The following is an 18,612-nucleotide window of genomic DNA, read 5'->3' as shown; positions in this document are numbered from 1 at the left end:
AAAGGGGATCAAAAAGGGCAAACTGCTGAGCAATTGTGGCAGAAAAATGGCAATCGCGTTTTTGCCAGTACGCAAGGCAAAAAATTAGGTATAGTTCGCTATAGAAAGAATTTAAGTAAGTATTAGCAATGAAGAAAATAGCAATCGTTGAAGATGAAACTGCAATCCGTGAAAACTACACAGAAATGCTCAGCGCTCAGGGCTATCAGGTTGTAGGCTTTGCTGACAGATCCAGTGCTGAACTGGCATTTAGTCAATCTTTACCAGATTTAGCCATTGTTGATATTGGCCTTGGCCATGAAGTGGATGGTGGTTTTTTACTTTGCCAAACATTACGAAGTCTATCTAAAACCTTACCGATTATATTTTTAACCGCCCGCGATAGCGAAATTGATACCGTATGCGGCCTGCGCATGGGTGCTGACGATTACTTAACTAAAGACATCAGTATGGCGCACCTTGCTGCTCGAATTGGCGCATTGTTTAGACGCCTTGATGCCTTCGACCAACCCGCCGATCAAACCGCTCTTTTGCATCGCGGCCCATTAAAGTTAGATACTCAGCGCATGCAGGTTTTTTGGCAAGAGCAACTGGTTGATTTAACTGTGACAGAATTTTGGATGGTGCATTCACTTGCACAGCGTCCAGGCCATGTAAAAAGCCGCAACGAATTAATGAGTGATGCCAAGATTTATGTTGATGACAGCACTATTACTTCTCACGTAAAACGTATTCGTAAAAAATTTATTGCTTTAGATGGTGCATTTGACTGCATTGATACCGTTTACGGTATGGGTTATCGCTGGGAGCAAGCTTAATGCTGCGTTTTGGGCTTAGAACAAAGTTTATTTTCTTATCCTGCTTTTTATTTTTATTGCCTTGGCTTGGCTATGAATATGTTTGGGAAATGGAAAAGTTCTTAAGACAAGGGCAAGAAAAAACCTTAGTAGGCACCACCCGCGCACTCGCAACCGCATTACATGAACGCCCCGCTTTGTTTGACTCGCAAACCAACTTTTTAGATCAAGTTGTAAAAGGCCGAGATTTATACGCTTACAACCTAAATAACCCGATTCAGCTTGATGGTAAATTGTCGGAGTGGCAGCCTTACCAAAGCTTATTTTGGCATTATGACAAACGCTACTTACAGGGGCTAAGCAATGAGCATCAAGAAAGTGATCTAAGTTTTGATCACATGGTAGGCAAGTACGAAAACTACCTTTATGCGGCATTTAAAGTCACTGACAGCTCACTGGTGTATCGTGCTAAAAATGTGCTTAGCTTTACCCGTAATGATCACTTACAGATCATGTTAAAAACACCTGAAGGTGAATTTAAAAGTTATGTGGTGGCTGCCCGTCAAGATGGTTGGGTTAATGCCTTTGATGCTACGACACAAGAGCCGGTCACTAAAATCCAAGGCTATTTTAAAAGCACCGATACGGGTTACAACATAGAGCTGCGTTTTCCGCTTTCGATGCTAGGTAATAAGCTTGGTTTTGCGATTGAAGATTGGGATGAAGACAAAGTTGAGCCTCAGCTAATGTCGACCTCAAACCTGCAAAACCCAAATGATATCGGCTCAGTTTTAGTGCCTTCACCAGAAATTAACCGTATTTTGAAAGGCATGGGCCACAGTGGCAGTCGAATTTGGGTCGTCGATAACCATCATCGTGTCCTTGCGCAATCAGGCTCAATTCATCATGCCGATGGCGTTTGGGCAGACGGCTTAAAAGAGGAGCCTGCAACAACATGGTGGCAACGCTTTGAGCAAGATTACTTACACCCACTTTACTATAAAATTTTAACTCGCCCAGAAAATGAGTTTATTGATACCTTGCATGATGTCGCAGCGATGCAAGGTACTCACATAGCCAGTGCTTTAAATGGTAAACCCGCATCATCATGGCGCTTAACCCCAGATAACAAAGCCGTTATTTTATCGGCGGCCTACCCTATTTGGATCCAAGATAAAGTCATTGGTGCAGTAATCGCAGAAGAAACCACCAACGGCGTGCGCACTCTGCGTAATAAATCCTTAGAAAAGCTCTTTAATGTGATTTTAGCGGTGATGCTTGTTGGTACTGTGACACTGTTCTTTTTTGCTTCAAGAATTTCCAGCCGTATTCGCCGCTTACGTGATAATGCCGAGCAAGCTATTGATGCTCAAGGGCGGATCACTGGCAAGATTACTTATGCCGATTCGAATGACGAAATTGGCGACCTTTCTCGCAGCTTTGCCAACATTGTTAGCCGTTTAAGTGGTTATACTGATTACTTAGAAAATATGTCATCACGACTCTCCCATGAACTTCGTACGCCTGTGGCTGTTGTACGCTCATCACTTGAAAATTTACAAATGCAGCCGCAATCTGAACTGAGTCAAAAATACCTCGACCGTGCCAGTGAAGGGGTTGAGCGGTTAGGTAAAATTATTACCACCATGAGTGAAGCAACGCGCCTTGAACAAAGTATTCAAAATGCCGAGGCAGAAGAGTTTGACCTGACCAAGGTGATCACCGGCTGCATGCAGGGCTATCAAATAACCTATGGTGAAAGCCTATTTACCTTGTCGCTTTGTAAGGAGCCGTTAAATGTTAGTGGCGCACCAGAATTTATTGCGCAATTACTCGATAAGCTCATCAACAATGCACTTGAGTTTAAAACCCCGCAAAGCACAATTTCAGTCAGCTTAACCAAGCAAGAGCAGCATGCATTATTAAAAATCAGCAACCAAGGGCCTTTGCTCCCTGACGGTTTAGTTGAACACATTTTCGACTCAATGGTCTCGGTGAGAAGTCAGCAACATCAGCAGCAGCCACACTTGGGTTTAGGCCTTTATATTGTAAGGCTTATTTGCGATTACCATCACGGTAAAGTATTAGCAGAAAATTTAGCTGATGGCACAGGTGTTGTATTCACTGTGGAGCTGCCTATTTAATAAGCATATTTGCGTTACATATGATTACAGTTTAATGACTGGGTATTCACCGATAATTCAGATTACAGGACGTAATATTTGTAATACAAAAGGCAAATTATTCTTTGGAGGGCATCATGCGATCTGGATTACAACGTGAAGAGATTGAGTTCATTATGGGGCTATTTAGCTATAATGAAGCAACCGATAAACCAGCGGCTCCAAAAAAGCAGCCTGTAAAAGCTGACACAAAAAAAGTTGATACAGCGCAATATAAAGCAAACTACAAAGCAACTTATTTGACCTAACTAAGGGTAGCTCATTACAATGGCGCACCTTTGGAATATAACGCCTTGTAATGAAAAAACACTCACCTAAAAAAGAACTGATTTTACTGCCCGTTTTGTTCGTGGCTATTTTGCTTTGTGTTGCAGGTCACTTCCTACTCCAGCCTAACTACCAAGACAGCCATACCGTTGAGTATTTACTCGCTGCACTGCCATTTGCCTTGTTTGGATTAGTGATTATCGCCTTTAAAGTTGCCAGTAAAAACGATAACCAAGAATAGATCAAAGAACGTGATAGCCAAACCAATCGGGCTTCATTGCTTGAGCTTGCCCGCTTGGCGTTAATTTTATTGATAAGTTGCTATCTAACAAATCAATCGCAAAACAATCGTCTACATCGTGCAAATCATCTTTATGAAGATGAGTCATTCCAGCCAATAAAGACTCTTTAGCGCGTTGCTTCGCTTCTTCACTGCTACGGGCAACGTACAATGCAAAATCATGTTGCTCCGCAAGACTATCAGCTCGGTAAGCACCTAAATTCACAAAATATAGTTTTTCTGTTTGGTGATGCGCAGTATCAACCACTTCGACCTGATAGCCATCGATGTGCTGAATTTGCATGTAGCTATCCATGTGCACATTGCTTTTATCACCCACCCACTGTGCTTTTAGTTTTGAGTAAGTTTGCTCAATGTTATCGCCTACGACAAATCGAACGTCGTGCATTTCAATGTGGCAACCTTGAATACGACCGCCCAGATAGACTAAAAAAAGCGCCATGTTTTTCCTTATATTAAGCTTTCAACATTAATGTTGTGCTTTTTAATTAATTTATAAAAATCTGAGCGATTACGTTTCGCAAGCTTTGCGGCTTCAGCAACATTACCCGCTGACATTTTCAGCATATTAATTAAATAATCTCGCTCAAATTCTTTTTTTGCATCGTTTAACGAAAGCGGCTCAGCAATACTTACATTACTATTTAATGCACTCTCTACTAACTGAGCGGCAATCACTTTACCAGGTGTAAGGGCTACTACCTGCTCTATTACATTTTGTAATTGACGAATATTACCCGGCCAGTCATAGCGCACCAAAGCATGCATTGCATCATTGGCAAACTGCTTTTGCTCTTGCCCCATACGTTTAGCAATTAGACCTGCAAAATGCTGTGCTAGCAAACTTATATCTTCTCTGCGTTCACAAAGCGGAGGCAGTTTTAAGTTCACCACATTTAATCGGTAGTATAAATCTTCACGAAACTGCTGATTGCTAATTGCCTCAGGAAGATTCTTATGAGTCGCCGACACTACCCGCACATCAATTGGGATCTCTTCTTGAAAGCCCACTGGGCGAATGGTTTTCTCTTGTAAAACCCTCAGTAGTTTTACCTGTAAATTTAGCGGCATATCACCAATTTCGTCTAGAAAAAGGGTACCACCTTGTGCTTGTTGAAACAAACCTTGATGGTCTTTGACTGCACCTGTAAATGCGCCTTTTTTATGCCCAAACAATTCAGATTCTAAAAGCTCTCCCGGCACTGCGCCGCAGTTAATTGCCACAAATGGCCCATCACTAACATGGCTGTGTTGATGTATTGCTTGTGCAAGCAGCTCTTTACCTGTGCCGCTGGCACCGGAGATCAACACATTCACTTGCGTTGGACCAAGCAATTTAACTTGCTCAAGTAGATGCAACATCGCGCCGCTACGGGTGACAATATTCGTTTGTGTGGGTGTTTCATCACCGTGTACACCATGGATCTCGATAGCTTTAGCAAGGCTGTCGAACAGCTCATCTTTATCAACCGGTTTGGTAATAAATGCAAATATACCTTGCTTCGTCGCTTCTACTGCATCAGGTATCGAACCATGTGCTGTCATCATAATCACCGGCATTGAAGGGTAACGACTTTGTAACTGGCGATGTAGAGCCATGCCGTCCATTTCATCCATTCTTAAGTCGGTGATCACCGCATCGTAGGTTTGGTTTTTTAGCGTTTGTAGTGCCTCAATGCCACTTTCAACTGTGTTTACCAAATAACCTTTTGACTCAATTCTAATCGCTAGTAACTTTAATAAACTCGCATCGTCATCTACTAATAAAACCCGTGCTTTTGTTACTTCATTCATGATTACTGCTCCTTGGTTTCTTCACGTAGCAGAAGTTGTTGTTCGATAGTCGCAAGCGACGATAAGGTTTTTTCCATTTCATCACTCAGTGCTTGCTTTGCTTGTTTTGCCGCTAAATTCTGTTGTAAATATTGCTTTTGCAACCAAAGATACTGCTTAATATCATCTGGCCAATAAAAAGCATGGTCGCTTTTTTCAAGCTGGTTAAGGGCTTTTTCTGGCTCTGAAGCACCGAGTAAACAAATTGATTCAAACAGACGCTTTAGCTCATTTTCGCCAACATAATTTGCTTTATCAGAACTCGATTTAAAGCCACCGCACTTGGCAGCATGCCAAGCAATGACAGTACTTGCAGGCGGGTATAACGGCTCACTTTTCGGCCGAGGCTTGGGATTAGGTTGCCCTTGAGGCTTCACATCTGTTGTCGGTTCTACTTGCTCTGGCTCGACATGCTTTTGCGTGATCGTGCACCCTGTTATAAAAAGTGTGCCTATAACAAGCATAAAACTGGCTTTATTCGCTAAGCCCATATCAGTTAACTCCTTGGGTTAATTGAATTGGTAAAATGGCTGTAAATACACACCCTTGTGGCTCATTATCTGTAATAGAGAGCTTACCGTTTAATTGTTCAACGGTTTCTTTAACGATAGTTAAACCGAGCCCGCTGCCCATTTCAGTATGTTGTTTTGCATTCTTGCCTTGGTAAAAAGCCCCAAACACGGCGGCTTTTTCAGTGTCGTCTATTCCTACTCCTAAGTCGCTAACACTCAAAATTAACTGTCCCTGCTTTAAGCTTGCTTTTATTGTCACTGACTCATGTTCCGGCGAAAACTTTAGCGCATTTGAGGTGAGTTGAATAAGCACCATTTCAAGTAGCTCAATTGAGATAAACAAGGTTTTATTTGGTAACTCGTTAACCCAAGTAATGGATAAGTCACGCGCTGATAATCGGTGCTCAAAATGACGCTCAATTTTATTCATAATCACGTTAAAATTAAGCTCGCTTAGGCTTTGCTTACTCGTTCGAATCGCGTTGTAACTCAATAGGCTTTCAATCATGGCTCTTAGTCGCACCATACTTTGTGTTATTAACTCAAGGACAGCTTGTTGCTCACTATTGATTGGACCAACAATTTCATCTGCAAGTAAATCTGTGCCTTCAACCATCGAAGCTAGGGGGGTTTTTAACTCATGTGTCACATGGCGTAAAAACGTATCTTTTTGCTGCTCAAGCATATGTAACTGTGCTTGAACCCATTCTAGTTTATTACCTAATTCAACTAACTCTGACGAGCCACGAACTTGAATTTTTTGCTGCCAATGGCCTTGTCCAAGTTTATCAATCACATGTGTGAGTTCCCTAAGCCGTCCGCTGATCCGCCAAAGAAACCCGCCCCCGACCAATAACGTCAGTGGAATTAACGCAACTAACCAATTAATAAATGAAGCTTGAAGTGCTTTTAATTGCTGCTGATTTTTTGTGATGCGTAATTCATTTTGTTCTTTGAGCCAATTTGTTTGCTCACTGATAAGCTTACTAGCGGGTGCAAACAGCTCACCATCTTGCTTTTGTTCTATTAATAAATGTTGATGCGCAAACTGTAATACCTCAGCCAATTGCCGCCACTGCGAGACATAATCAGCGGTTGGACTTAAAAATATAAGTTCATCGACACTTTGCAGTGACGATTGCCACTTATTGGCAATCAAGCTATCGAGGGACTCACTTTTAAGCACCCAATTTTGTCGAGTTGCCCTTTCTAGGCTATTTAAGTCTTGTTTTAGGTTATTAAATGCTTTGGTAATTTCGTAATTATCACCAACAATTTCTTGAGTCACCGCAAGCTGCTTATTGAGCGCATTTAAAAATAAAATCACCACCAATGATAACGGCAGTAAAGACAGCAAAATGCTACAGACGAACTGACCAATAAGACTAGGTCGCCAATTGAGTAACTGTTTTATTTTTATCGCTACTTTATTTTGCATATTCACTCTCAACATAATTTCAGATGCTGATTATTAGTGAACAAACTTAGACACTCGCTGAATCCGACCTTAAAAAGTGCTGATTTTTACCCAAAAACCGATACAAAGTTGCTATTTGGCAACATGCTAACTAATTGAAATAATAAGGATAAACTTTTAACACCTGAAAATCGTTGCAAAAAAGACACAACACCCTGTAACTATTTCGCATTCAAAACCACACAAGAACCATAAGCGATTGATAATTAATACCTTTTAATGTTGGCACTGATTTTGATTAGTACTAAGCAAATTAGTTATTTAGGACACAAAATGAAAGTAACGGCCCAGGTAGCCACCCTGCTTATAAGTCTCATCTCGCTAAGTAGTTATGCACTAGATTTGCAAACAACGTTTAACGAGCTTGATAAAGACAGTAATGGCTTTTTGAGTGAAGCAGAAGCATCTGAAGATGCATTATTACATGGCAACTTTACGCAAATTGATAGTAACCAAGATGGTCAAATTTCATTTTCTGAGTTTCAGTCGTTTATTCAATAGGAGATTGTAATGAAACAACTTTTAGCTGCATTCTCGCTGATGTTTTTAGTTATCAGCGCCACTGTTTTAGCATCACAAATGGATGTTCGATTTGCTAAATTTGATACAAACGCCGACGGCGAGATTTCATTAACTGAAGCAACTAAACACGATAAATTACTTAAGCAATTTGCTGATCTGGATGAAAACGGCGATCAGGTTTTGTCTGAACAAGAGTTTGAAAAATTCAAACCTTAACGGCTTAAAGTGCTTGCCATAATCCCAGAGGGAATGTGTAAACGGATTTAAATTTTGGGAGTTAAATTATGGCAAGCACTTTTATTTATAAAGGAGAGTAATTATGAGAATTTTCTGGCTTGCTTCATGCACCTTAATTACTATAAGCTTCAATAGCTTAGCATTGGATGTAAAACAACGATTTGATCACCTCGATAAAGATAAAAATGGTTTTTTATCTGTGCAGGAACTGTCATCACAACCGCACTTGCAAAAACGCATAGCGCAGTGGGATACAGATAAAGATCAACAAATCTCGCTCCTTGAATTTAAACACTATTTAACAAACAAGAGTTAAAATAATGTCAAAATTAACCTTTGCCAGCCTAATTTTATGTGGTGTATTTAGCACAATAAGTTTTGCTGCAGATAGTATTGGTGAAAAATTTAAACAACTTGATCGTAATGACGATGGCTACCTGACTCGTTCAGAGTCAGCGAGAGATCCTGCTCTGTGGTCACGTTTCAAAAACTACGACAGCGATAAAGATAATAAATTATCGCTCAGTGAATTTAAGGTCTACGCAAGCAAATAAAGAGTTACAGTTAATTATTTACCTGCTGCTGAGTTGCAGTTTACTGCAACTCTGATACTGTTTTCGTAAATCAATAAAAACTATTAGAAGATTATGAAACTCATCATCAGCTTACTAGCAACAGCTTCACTTAGCTGCTTTGCCAACACCACTGTTATTTACAATGTAAATGGCTACACGCCTACCTACAAAGGTGAAACCCAACACTTTTCTGCACTGGTTTTTAAAGACGGTAAAGTCGTAAAAACAGGCAATGACTCAATTAAAAACAGCTTCCCTGACGCCACCTCAATTGATGGTGAGCAAGCCACGTTGTTACCTGGTTTAGTCGATGCTCATGGCCATGTAATTGGTTTAGGGAATAACCTCTCACAACTTGATGTCAGGAATACGCTCTCGGCAGATGAGGTTGGCAAAATGCTGGCTGAGTTTGCCAAAGATAAGCAAGGTTGGATCATTGGTCGCGGTTGGAACCAAGAGCAGTGGCCTGGCGGTGAATTTCCAACTGCCGCTGATTTAGACAAGTATGTAAAAGACAAACCTGTGGTGCTTTCTCGCGTTGATGGTCATGCAGTATGGGTTAACTCAAAAGCCATGGAACTTGCAGGTATTGATAAACAAACTCCCTCTCCTGCCGGCGGTGAAATTTTAAAGCTAGATTCTGGGTTACCTTCAGGGGTATTCATCGATAAAGCTGAAACACTTATTACCCAGCATGTACCAAAAGCAAGTCATGCCAGCATAAATACAGCATTAGATAATGCTGGTGAACACTTGCTGAGTTTGGGTATTACATCAACCCATGATGCTGGTATCGATTATGATACATGGCAAGTGTACAAGCAGCGCTCTGAGCAAAATACCCTTCCGGTTAGAATCGTTGCCATGCTAAGTGCAGCCGATCCTCAGCTAGAAACCATGCTCAAAGCAGGCAAATATAAAGACATGAATGACATGCTGTCGATTCGAAGTGTCAAAGTGTATGCGGATGGTGCTTTAGGAAGTCGAGGCGCAGCCCTTATCGAGGAATACGCAGATCGTAAAAATCACCACGGCTTAATGCTTGAAACCCAAGAAAAACTTGAGCAACTATTCAACTTAAGCTTTGCTCATGGTTTTAGTGCGAACACCCATGCCATTGGTGATAAAGCCAATCATGTTGTGCTCGATGCTTATGAAAATGTGTTTAAAAAAACCGGTGGGATTTTACTGCGTAACCGAATTGAACATGCACAAATTGTTACTCCTGAAGATATCCCTCGTTTTAAAACGTTAAAAATTATTCCATCAATGCAGCCTGTTCATGCAACCTCTGATATGCATATGGCAGAGCAGCGCCTAACTGAAAAACAACTTGAAGGGGCGTATGCTTGGAAAACCTTTTTAGCGCAAGGCTCAGTGATTGCAGCAGGTTCTGACTTTCCTGTAGAGCTTGCTGATCCGTTTGATGGATTATATTCAGCAATTACACGAATGGATCATAATCAACTTCCTGAAGGTGGCTGGCGACCACAAGAGCTGCTATCGCGTGATGAAGCTTTGCGTGCATTTACTTTAGGTGGTGCTTATGCTGCACATCAAGAATTTAAAGTAGGTAGTTTAGAGCAAGGAAAGTGGGCTGACTTTATTTTGATTGATAAAGACTATTACAAAGCCCCTGTTTCTCAGATCCACGATATAAACGTGACACAAACTTGGATTGCGGGCGAGCTGAAGTATAAAAAAGAGAAATAATATTACTTAGTGTTACTCGGCGTCAGCTTTTTGCTGACGCTTTAATTTAATGATGTGGTAAATATTCACAAACGCCAGTAAGCCATTGGTAAAGGCTACCGGAACGGCACCAATTGCCAGCCCGTAGAAGGTAAATGCAATACACCCTGCTAGGTTGAGCCAGCGTAGTTTTACTACATCGCTCATTGTCAAAGAAGCAACCAACAGTGCTGACGCTAAATAGCCTAAATATTCCCAACTCAATTGTTCTCTCCTAGGCTTTAGGTTAGCATTGGAGCTTGTCATTTTTTTTGACGCACTCTGTGCTAGTTTGACAATAAAATAAAAAAGCTAACTTACTAAAAACCTTGTAAAGCTTAAGAGTAATCTTAGCTTTAAAATCATTACACGGGAAATGAAGGTATCAGTAACGTGAAACACCTTACTAGCAAGTTAGCGTAAATTCTTAGAATCTTAATGCTAACGTCATTAAGATGTAATAAATAGGACAATTGTCCGAAGAGCGGCGTTAATGTTTCAATATCATTTTTCAAGCTATCTTGTTGACCAATTACTGACATTTGCTGGCAGTAGTTTTCAACAAGCTAAAAAAGAAGTGCTGATCCACCAAGATCAACCCTTGTCAAAACTCGTATTAGTGAGAAGCGGCACAGTGTCATTCAGCTATGACGTGGGTAATGGCCGACGCCTTCTTTTAGGCCAGCTTGATTGTAACAACACATTGATTGGTGAGATTGAAGCACTGAATAACTACCCGTGCATTTACACAGTTACGTGTTTTAGCGATGTAAGTTATAACTTAATAGAGCTTAAGCATTGGCGCGCACTACTCTTAGAAAAGCCAGAATTAAGCTTATACACAGCGCAAACAATTGCTGCTAAGTTCCAAGAAAACCAAAAAATAAACTTAGATAAACTGCTATTACCACTTAGCTACAATATAGCTAAAGATTGCTTGTTAAGAGCTGAAAACAGCAACCCAACACTACTGCGTGCCTACCCTACCGTAAATGCTGAAGCAGAGCGCTTTGCCACCACCGAAAGAGCTTATAGACGAGTAGTTACAGAACTAGTTGAAAAAGGCTTAGTGCAGAGAAGTAACCAAGGTTTACAAGTGGTAGATATCGACAAGCTTAGTGACTACGTAGAAAGTTTTGCGCAGTTATAAATGTGTTACAAATTATTCTTAAATGCTTTAAAATAATATTACCAAACTGAAAAGCAAAGTCAGCACAAGTTCAGTTGGATAATCTATAAATATTCATAGAGTTAAGCTTCTTAACAGTAAGACTCTATATTACAATTTAGCAAAGCGGTTTGTTATCAGCTGTTGTACTTGATAGATAAGACAGAACTTTCTTATTTTATTAATGAAAGTATATATAATGTTCACTTGACGTATATATAATGTACGCTTATCCTTCAATAACAGATAACCATGTGTGGCGTTTTTTCGGTGCACAAACCGGTACTATTTGCTCTAATAAAAGTCTGATTACTTTACGAGAAAGGAAAGAAAGGTAACGATTATGGGAAACAATGAATTTAAACTAACCAAGCTAGCGCTAGCGTTAGGTGTCACTTTAAGCTTAAGTGGTTGTTTGAGTGATGACGACAAAAACGACACAGTGCCTGAGCCACCTGTACCTACTGTAGATGTTCCTGTGGCTGATACACCTGAGGATTTAACGTTCTATGTTTCAGGTAACGTAGTTCAAAAATCAACAGGTAACCCAATTGCTGCAACAATTATGTTCTACCAAGACGGCTCTCCTTCTGAAAATGTTGTAGATATCGACGGTAACTCTATTACCTCTATCACAACTGAAGATGGTTCTTTCACATTCAATCTTGCATCATCAGATGTTTCTACGCTTAAAATGATTGTTTCTTCAGATGAGTTTATTTCTAAAACTTCGATTTTAGACTTCTCTGAAGTAGATGACTCTGAACCGTTTGAAGCTTTCGTTCAACTTACAAAACTTGATGACACTGTAACTTCTGCTTCTGGCACAGGTACTGCTACTTCTGGTCAACTTGCTGAAGAATTAACTGTATCAGCAGATGCAGACTCGAGCTCGGCTTCAGTTGCTATTGGTACTGATGTTGTATTGCAAGATGCTGATGGCAACGCAATCTCTGACGGTGATATTAGCTTATCAGTTGTTACTGCTGATGTTGATGCGGCTTCAGGTAAAGCAAAAGCAATTGACCTTATCCCTGATGGTTTAAATGAATCAAGTACAACTACAGTTCAAGTTCCTGTTTCGATGATGAATGTTGAAATGATGGCTGGTGATTCAAAAGTGAAGAACTTCTCTAGCCCAATCTCTCTTACGGCATCATTACCAGCAACAGTTAATGGCCAAGCCATTTCTGAAGGCGATTCTCTAAGTGTAATGTCTTATAACGAAGATACTGGTGAGTGGGCAACTGAAGATTCTGTAACAGTAGACGCGGATGGCAACGCAACAGTTTCTACTAATCACTTATCTGGCTGGCCTTTCCTTTGGAGCTTCCCAGCTTGTACAGCGGTACCAACTTTCGCATTAGGTGGGTATCCTGGTAGCGTACCATTAATTATTGATATTGATACTCCTCAATTTTCATACAGCCGCCGTATTAAATCTGGCAGCGGTAACCTATTCTTACGTGCTGCAGCTAAGTATGGCTTATGGAATACTTTAAATGCTCGTATCTCTGTACGTGATTTACTAGGTAACTCATGGGGTTTCAGCTCACAATTAGTATGTGGTCCAATTTCAATTCCAGTTGTTCAACCTTACGAAATCGTTAGTGAGAATATCAATGTAACTTATTCTTGTTCTAACGCGAGCGAAGATTTCCAAGATAATACGTACCCATTCACAGGTGCTTTAGTTAAGTATGCACAAGCAAACAGAATTAAAACAGCAGCAAGTGGTTCTGATGGTTCATACAGCTTAACTGGCTTACAAAGTGGTGCAGAGTATGATGTTGTATTCACTCCACGTGGTGTTGATGTTGAAGAGCAAACATTCACTATCACGGCAGATGGTACTGATGAAACCTTTAACATCGTTCGTGACAACTGTGAAGTTGAAGAAGTTCCTGTAACTGGTGGTACTGGTGGTACTGGTGGTACTGGTGGTTCTGGTAACGGTGGCTAGTCCACAACGCTAATAAAACTTTTAAAACCGCGCTTATGCGCGGTTTTTTATTGCCTTTAAAAAGTATACATAAACACCAAGTTTCTCTTTTGTGATAAGCATCAATGCATTTACGCTGCTTAAACTACCACTATTATCAAAGGGGAGTTTTACGCTCTTAATTTAAGACAATAAAAAAGGCTCACTAAGAGCCTTTTATGAAAAATTTGGACAAGGTTACTTTTCAAGTAAAATGTCGTGGATGTTCGCTAAATCAGATTTACCTTCGATAATTTCGTCTGGCGTTAGGCCTGAAAGCTCATGAGGGAACACTAACCACTCTTCAGACTCATGAATGAAGTAATCTGGCACCATGTCTACCTTTGAGTTCTTCGGCTTGTAATATGGGCATGCAACGCGAATATCACGTGGTAGGTTTAAACGCATTAACTCCGAAAGCTTTTCTTTTAATGCAAAAATACTGCGGCCAGAATCGAACACGTCATCAACGATTAGTAATGAATTGTCTGCATTGGCATTTTCAATGATGTAATGCAAACCGTGAACTTTAATCTCTTTAGATTGCTGGTTAATACCGTAATACGAAGAAGTACGCACTGCGATATGGTCAGTTTCGATGCCTTTGTAATCGTAATATTCTTGAACTGCGATACCAATTGGAGCACCACCACGCCAAATACCAATGATGAAATCAGGACGGAAACCATCTTCATAAACTTGTGCCGCAACACGAAATGAATCTTCAAGAAGCTGCTGCGCAGTGATATAGCACTTATCTGACATAAATAGAGACCCCAGTGTGAATTGATCATTCAAGTGTAGCTAATTTAATAAAAACTAACCACAGGATGAGAAAATGTGGGGCGTGATTTTATACTAATTTACTCAAAAAAGCTTGTATCAGTTTGTAAAATTCCCCTTTAGATCAAAAAAGCCCCTTAACTTAGATAAAGTTAAGGGGATTAATGAAAAAGTAAATTGCTTACGCTTTTTCTAGTAATGTTCTTGCAACGGTACGCATACCTTGTGTTGTTGCGCCTGCAGCCCACTCGCTTGTGCTACCCATGTTAAATGCAGCAGCAAGGTCAATGTGCACCCAACCTTTCCCTTCATTTGGCACAAAGCGTGATAAGAAACCAGCCGCATTAGAAGCACCACCGTAGCCACCACCTTTTTGTGGACGACTGTTTGCCGTATCAGCATATGGCGACGGGCAATTTTGTTGGTGCCACTTTTCAAGTGGTAGTGGCCAAGCAGCTTCCATTTCTTGCTCTGCAAAGTCTTGTACGTCACGTACAAGCTCTTTATCAAGACCAAACAATGCATTGTACTCTTGGCCTACAGCAACAAGCGCAGCGCCTGTTAAGGTTGCCGCATCAATGATTAATGGCGCGCCAGACTCACCTGCTGCCATTAAGCCATCAGCTAGTACTAAACGACCTTCAGCGTCTGTGTTAACGATTTCAACCGTTGTACCATTTTTATACGTTAAGATATCGCCAAGTTTGTAGGCGTGGCCTGAAATTAAGTTTTCAGCACAGCATAAGAACAACTTAATGCGTTTGTTGATACCACGGCTAATAGCAAGTGCTAAACCTGCAGTCACAGTTGCTGCGCCGCCCATGTCGCATTTCATGCCTAACATGCCTTCACTTGCTTTGATTGAGTAACCACCTGAATCAAACGTAATGCCTTTACCAACTAAAGCGGCTGCAACAGGCGCGTTTTCATCACCAGTTGGGTTGTAATCTAATGCTAATAATACTGGTGGACGTTCACTACCACGGCCTACCGCATGGATACCAATCCATTGTTGCTCTAATAAAGCATCACCTTTAATAATTTGGTAGCTTACGTGCTCAGGTGCTAGTGACTGAATAAACTCAGCTGCTTTACCAGCTAGGCTCTCTGGGAAAATATCATCAGCTGTGCCATTGATCATTTGACGAGCCCACGTCGCAGCTTGCTTTAAAGAAGCCAATTCTTTGCCGTCTGTTTTTGCATTTTCAACAAACTCAATAGCATCTAAATTCTTTGGTGAAACAAAGCCTTGGTAGAAAGCCCATTGTGTTTCTGTACACCAAACATCGCCCACTAAGGCAATATTTTTTAAGCCTTGATTAGCTAACGTACGTGCTGCTTTTTGTACGTTTTTAAGTGTATCTTGCTCAGTTAAATGAACAGTTGCGCCTTGTTCAGTAAAAGAAAGAGCGGCTTTTTCGCCCCAATGTGCGGCAGCGCCCTGCTCGCTAAGTTGAACTAGAAATTTTTCTGACATGTTAGAATACTCTTTGCGCTAAAAATGTTACTCGAGTTTACTACAGCCAACGTCAGTTCCCAACAGCTTGCGATAAATAGCATTATGAGATGTGGTTCAATCCTCGTAATGAATCACTTACAATAAAGAAAAACGAATTACTAAGAGCCATGAAGTTTACTCCCGCATTACAAACAGCTACCTTAATTAAACGCTACAAACGTTTTTTAGCCGACTTAAAAACTGCCGATGGCGTAGAGTTTACAGCTCACTGTGCTAATACCGGCAAAATGACGGGCTGTGCAGAGCCTGGATTTAAAGCGTTTTATTCAACCAGTGATAACGCCAAACGTAAGTTCCCTCAATCCTTGCAATTAACTCAGAACCAATTCGATCACTTAATATGTGTTAATACCGCGATTGCAAACAACGTTGTACAAGAAGCCTTAAATGCAGGCGCGATTACTGAACTTGTTGACTATCAAACAATTGCTGCAGAAGTAAAATACGGCCAAGAAAATAGCCGTATCGATTTTTTATTAACAGGTGAACACAAACCCCATTGCTATGTAGAAGTAAAATCTGTGACATTACTTTCACAAACAGAACCACAATCTGGGCAAGGGTATTTTCCGGATGCAAAAACTGAGCGAGGCCAAAAACATCTGCGAGAGTTAATAGAAGTGGTGCAACAAGGACATCGTGCAGTATTATTTTTTGCCGTTTTACATGAAGGTATCAATCAAGTAAGTGCGGCGGAACATATCGACCCGAAATACGCCAAACTTTTAACTGAAGCTATAGATAATGGTGTTGAAGTGATTGCTTATAAAGCAAAAATTTCGGCAGAAGAAATTAAGTTGCAAGAAAAATGTGATTTTCTGAACTAAGCTACTCTTTTACTAAAACGACAATAAAAGCACTATTTTAGTTGTATTATTTTTTTTTGCCCATATAACTTAGCAAATTTAAAAAATTTATGGATAGTTAAGGGCTTACAAAACCGCCCATAATTATTTGAGCAATCATTAGCGCAAGGTCAAGAGGATTAATTAAAAATAAATTTGCCTCAGTCTAATGATTCTGCTATTTATAGCCGCCGGCTAACGCTGGGCAAAATATTAAGGATTTAGGAGAAAGTTATGCCAGACCAAAAAAGACTAGGGTTATTGGCTCAGGCCGGGTTGGAACCATACCAAGAACAGCCAGGTGAAGAGTATATGAATGAAGCACAACGTGCTCATTTCAAAACAATTTTAGAAGCTTGGCGTAACGATTTACGTAACGAAGTAGACCGTACTAAATCGCATATGCAAGACGAAGCAGCTAACTTTCCAGATCCAGTAGATCGTGCAGCACAAGAAGAAGAATTCTCATTAGAACTTCGTACTCGTGACCGTGAGCGTAAACTGATCAAGAAAATTGAAAAAACGATTCAATTAATCAAAGAAGATGACTTTGGTTTCTGTGAATCATGTGGTATCGAAATTGGTATCCGCCGCCTAGAAGCGCGTCCTACAGCTGATTTATGTGTAGACTGTAAAACGCTTGCGGAAATTAAAGAAAAGCAATCTGGACGCGGTTAATTACATCCTTTAATTAGCCCATGTCTACCACAGCCGTTAACACGCCAATGCGTGAGTATCGTGGCCGCTTTGCGCCATCCCCTTCAGGGCCATTACATTTTGGCTCACTTATAGCGGCTGTGGGTAGCTTCCTTGATGCAAAAGCCAATCAAGGGAAGTGGTTAGTACGCATTGAAGATATCGACACAACGCGTGTTGTAAGCGGTGCTAGCGACGATATATTACATACCTTAGAGGCTTACGGCCTGCACTGGGACGAGCCTGTCATATACCAAACCCAGCGTCATGAGCAATACCAAGCCATTGTAGACGAGTTAATTTCGCAGAACCTTGTTTATGCATGTCATTGCACGCGCAAAGAAATTAAAGCAATCGGTGGCATTTACCAAGGACACTGCCGGTATAAAAACCACGCTTTAACTGATTCAGCGCTACGTTTAACCCAGCAATTTGCAACCAGTCAATACCATGATTTAATTCAAGGTAAAGTGTATGTTGATAGCCAACTTGCCAAAGAAGATTACTTAATAAAGCGAAGCGATGGTTTATTTGCTTACCAACTGGTCGTAGTCGCCGATGATATTGCACAAGATATTACAAGAGTCGTTCGCGGCGCTGATTTACTCGAACCTACCGCACGACAACTCAGTTTGTTTAAGCAGCTAAATAAACCGGCCCCAGAATACGCCCACCTACCTTTAGCAGTAGCTAAACCCGGTTTTAAGCTATCAAAACAAAATTACGCTCCGGCAATAGCAAAATCAGATCCAAAGCCTGCGTTGTTCGATGCCTTGCGCTTTTTAGGCTTAAAGCCAGAAAGCTCACTTTTATCGTTAAATATCGATCAGATGTTAGCATGGGCTATTGAAACTTACCGCCTTGAACACATACCAAAGGTGCAAGAAATACAAGTTAGCGAGGATCCAAACTCTCCTTTTTGTAACTTTGTTACTATTGAAAAATAAATTGCCAATTTTAAAGGCCGGGTAACTTAATTTTTCAGCCCTGCTGGTATATGATAGCGACCCAAAGTGTGCGAATCATCAACACCTTAATTTAGCGCCATTTAAAACACACTGATTACACGTCAATCTCACATCGGCGAAGTATCAAACAAACGCTATACTTGATGAGTCGCAAAGTCCGCGTCGTAGGAGACAGATTATTATTTCTAAGCTTTTTCAATTTTGTCGGCAGATTATT

The 18,612-nt window shown here is 40.7% G+C and carries 21 protein-coding genes; 14 read left to right on the top strand and 7 right to left on the bottom strand.

Features of this window, described 5'->3' with window-relative positions; all coding sequences use genetic code 11:
- The first annotated feature begins 128 nt into the window (after positions 1-128).
- From pdsR to AADY36_RS03640, 4 genes are all read left to right on the top strand, one after another.
- Positions 129-818: a proteobacterial dedicated sortase system response regulator gene (pdsR, locus tag AADY36_RS03655; protein ID WP_054560858.1), complete on the top strand. Its 690-nt coding sequence runs from the start codon at positions 129-131 to the stop codon at positions 816-818.
- Positions 818-2,941 carry a proteobacterial dedicated sortase system histidine kinase gene (gene pdsS, locus AADY36_RS03650; RefSeq protein WP_055198178.1) on the top strand — a complete coding sequence of 708 codons (2,124 nt, stop codon included), beginning with the start codon at positions 818-820 and terminating at the stop codon, positions 2,939-2,941. The genes pdsR and pdsS overlap by 1 nt, the downstream gene beginning before the upstream one ends.
- A 116-nt stretch (positions 2,942-3,057) precedes the next feature.
- Complete coding sequence (locus AADY36_RS03645) at positions 3,058-3,228, top strand: hypothetical protein (RefSeq protein ID WP_156426462.1); 171 nt, start codon at positions 3,058-3,060, stop codon at positions 3,226-3,228.
- Positions 3,229-3,278: 50 nt separating this feature from the next.
- The gene (locus tag AADY36_RS03640; protein ID WP_054551195.1) at positions 3,279-3,488 is read left to right on the top strand and encodes a hypothetical protein; all 210 of its coding nucleotides are present in this window, start codon (positions 3,279-3,281) and stop codon (positions 3,486-3,488) included.
- A 1-nt stretch (position 3,489) separates the two neighbouring features.
- Here the strand turns inward: AADY36_RS03640 and AADY36_RS03635 are convergent, their stop codons facing one another.
- The 4 genes from AADY36_RS03635 to AADY36_RS03620 are packed head-to-tail and all read right to left on the bottom strand — an operon-like array spanning position 3,490 to position 7,331.
- A complete protein-coding gene (locus tag AADY36_RS03635; RefSeq protein WP_055020994.1) occupies positions 3,490-3,990 on the bottom strand; it encodes a DUF1543 domain-containing protein in 501 nt (166 codons plus the stop codon).
- Between the two features lie 8 nt (positions 3,991-3,998).
- A complete protein-coding gene (locus AADY36_RS03630) occupies positions 3,999-5,342 on the bottom strand; it encodes a sigma 54-interacting transcriptional regulator (RefSeq protein WP_342408504.1) in 1,344 nt (447 codons plus the stop codon).
- Between the two features lie 2 nt (positions 5,343-5,344).
- Positions 5,345-5,872, bottom strand: a complete 528-nt coding sequence (locus tag AADY36_RS03625) for a hypothetical protein (protein WP_239963074.1) — start codon at positions 5,870-5,872, stop codon at positions 5,345-5,347.
- A 1-nt stretch (position 5,873) separates the two neighbouring features.
- A complete protein-coding gene (locus tag AADY36_RS03620; RefSeq protein ID WP_342408503.1) occupies positions 5,874-7,331 on the bottom strand; it encodes a HAMP domain-containing sensor histidine kinase in 1,458 nt (485 codons plus the stop codon).
- Between the two features lie 312 nt (positions 7,332-7,643).
- Here AADY36_RS03620 and AADY36_RS03615 point away from each other — a divergent pair, with 312 nt between their 5' ends.
- The 5 genes from AADY36_RS03615 to AADY36_RS03595 all read left to right on the top strand — a co-directional run bounded on the left by AADY36_RS03615 (position 7,644) and on the right by AADY36_RS03595 (position 10,417).
- Entirely contained in the window at positions 7,644-7,871 is a 228-nt protein-coding gene (locus AADY36_RS03615; protein ID WP_055020997.1) for a cag pathogenicity island protein Cag25, read from the top strand.
- A gap of 9 nt (positions 7,872-7,880) precedes the next feature.
- Complete coding sequence (locus tag AADY36_RS03610; RefSeq protein ID WP_342408502.1) at positions 7,881-8,108, top strand: hypothetical protein; 228 nt, start codon at positions 7,881-7,883, stop codon at positions 8,106-8,108.
- A 103-nt stretch (positions 8,109-8,211) separates the two neighbouring features.
- Positions 8,212-8,445: an EF-hand domain-containing protein gene (locus AADY36_RS03605; protein ID WP_054560866.1), complete on the top strand. Its 234-nt coding sequence runs from the start codon at positions 8,212-8,214 to the stop codon at positions 8,443-8,445.
- 4 nt (positions 8,446-8,449) lie between these two features.
- Entirely contained in the window at positions 8,450-8,683 is a 234-nt protein-coding gene (locus tag AADY36_RS03600) for an EF-hand domain-containing protein (protein WP_054560867.1), read from the top strand.
- Between the two features lie 93 nt (positions 8,684-8,776).
- Positions 8,777-10,417, top strand: coding sequence for an amidohydrolase (locus AADY36_RS03595; RefSeq protein ID WP_342408501.1), 1,641 nt, complete (start codon positions 8,777-8,779; stop codon positions 10,415-10,417).
- Between the two features lie 12 nt (positions 10,418-10,429).
- On the opposite strand, the gene AADY36_RS03590 is transcribed toward AADY36_RS03595, so the two are convergent.
- Positions 10,430-10,660 (bottom strand): YgjV family protein, encoded by a 231-nt coding sequence (locus AADY36_RS03590; RefSeq protein WP_054560869.1) that lies wholly within the window; start codon positions 10,658-10,660, stop codon positions 10,430-10,432.
- Positions 10,661-10,928: 268 nt separating this feature from the next.
- Here AADY36_RS03590 and AADY36_RS03585 point away from each other — a divergent pair, with 268 nt between their 5' ends.
- Together AADY36_RS03585 and AADY36_RS03580 are read left to right on the top strand one after the other, a co-directional pair.
- Positions 10,929-11,585 carry a Crp/Fnr family transcriptional regulator gene (locus tag AADY36_RS03585; protein ID WP_054560870.1) on the top strand — a complete coding sequence of 219 codons (657 nt, stop codon included), beginning with the start codon at positions 10,929-10,931 and terminating at the stop codon, positions 11,583-11,585.
- Between the two features lie 361 nt (positions 11,586-11,946).
- Entirely contained in the window at positions 11,947-13,566 is a 1,620-nt protein-coding gene (locus AADY36_RS03580; protein WP_239963088.1) for a hypothetical protein, read from the top strand.
- A 216-nt stretch (positions 13,567-13,782) separates the two neighbouring features.
- Here the strand turns inward: AADY36_RS03580 and AADY36_RS03575 are convergent, their stop codons facing one another.
- Entirely contained in the window at positions 13,783-14,349 is a 567-nt protein-coding gene (locus tag AADY36_RS03575) for a phosphoribosyltransferase (protein WP_054560872.1), read from the bottom strand.
- Between the two features lie 199 nt (positions 14,350-14,548).
- Positions 14,549-15,844 (bottom strand): aminopeptidase PepB, encoded by a 1,296-nt coding sequence (gene pepB, locus AADY36_RS03570; RefSeq protein WP_054560873.1) that lies wholly within the window; start codon positions 15,842-15,844, stop codon positions 14,549-14,551.
- Between the two features lie 149 nt (positions 15,845-15,993).
- Here pepB and sfsA point away from each other — a divergent pair, with 149 nt between their 5' ends.
- The 3 genes from sfsA to gluQRS all read left to right on the top strand — a co-directional run bounded on the left by sfsA (position 15,994) and on the right by gluQRS (position 18,374).
- Positions 15,994-16,713 carry a DNA/RNA nuclease SfsA gene (sfsA, locus tag AADY36_RS03565; RefSeq protein ID WP_054561190.1) on the top strand — a complete coding sequence of 240 codons (720 nt, stop codon included), beginning with the start codon at positions 15,994-15,996 and terminating at the stop codon, positions 16,711-16,713.
- A gap of 252 nt (positions 16,714-16,965) precedes the next feature.
- The gene (gene dksA / locus AADY36_RS03560) at positions 16,966-17,409 is read left to right on the top strand and encodes an RNA polymerase-binding protein DksA (protein WP_054551179.1); all 444 of its coding nucleotides are present in this window, start codon (positions 16,966-16,968) and stop codon (positions 17,407-17,409) included.
- A gap of 20 nt (positions 17,410-17,429) precedes the next feature.
- On the top strand, positions 17,430-18,374 hold the full coding sequence (gene gluQRS, locus AADY36_RS03555) for a tRNA glutamyl-Q(34) synthetase GluQRS (RefSeq protein WP_285220698.1): 945 nt from the start codon (positions 17,430-17,432) through the stop codon (positions 18,372-18,374).
- Positions 18,375-18,612 lie beyond the last annotated feature (238 nt).

Origin of the sequence: Pseudoalteromonas sp. D15MCD-2 (genome assembly GCF_038562745.1) — a bacterium.
Lineage (GTDB): Bacteria > Pseudomonadota > Gammaproteobacteria > Enterobacterales > Alteromonadaceae > Pseudoalteromonas.
The sequence above is the reverse complement of the archived record's forward strand: the minus strand, read 5'-3'. Positions and strand labels throughout refer to the sequence as shown.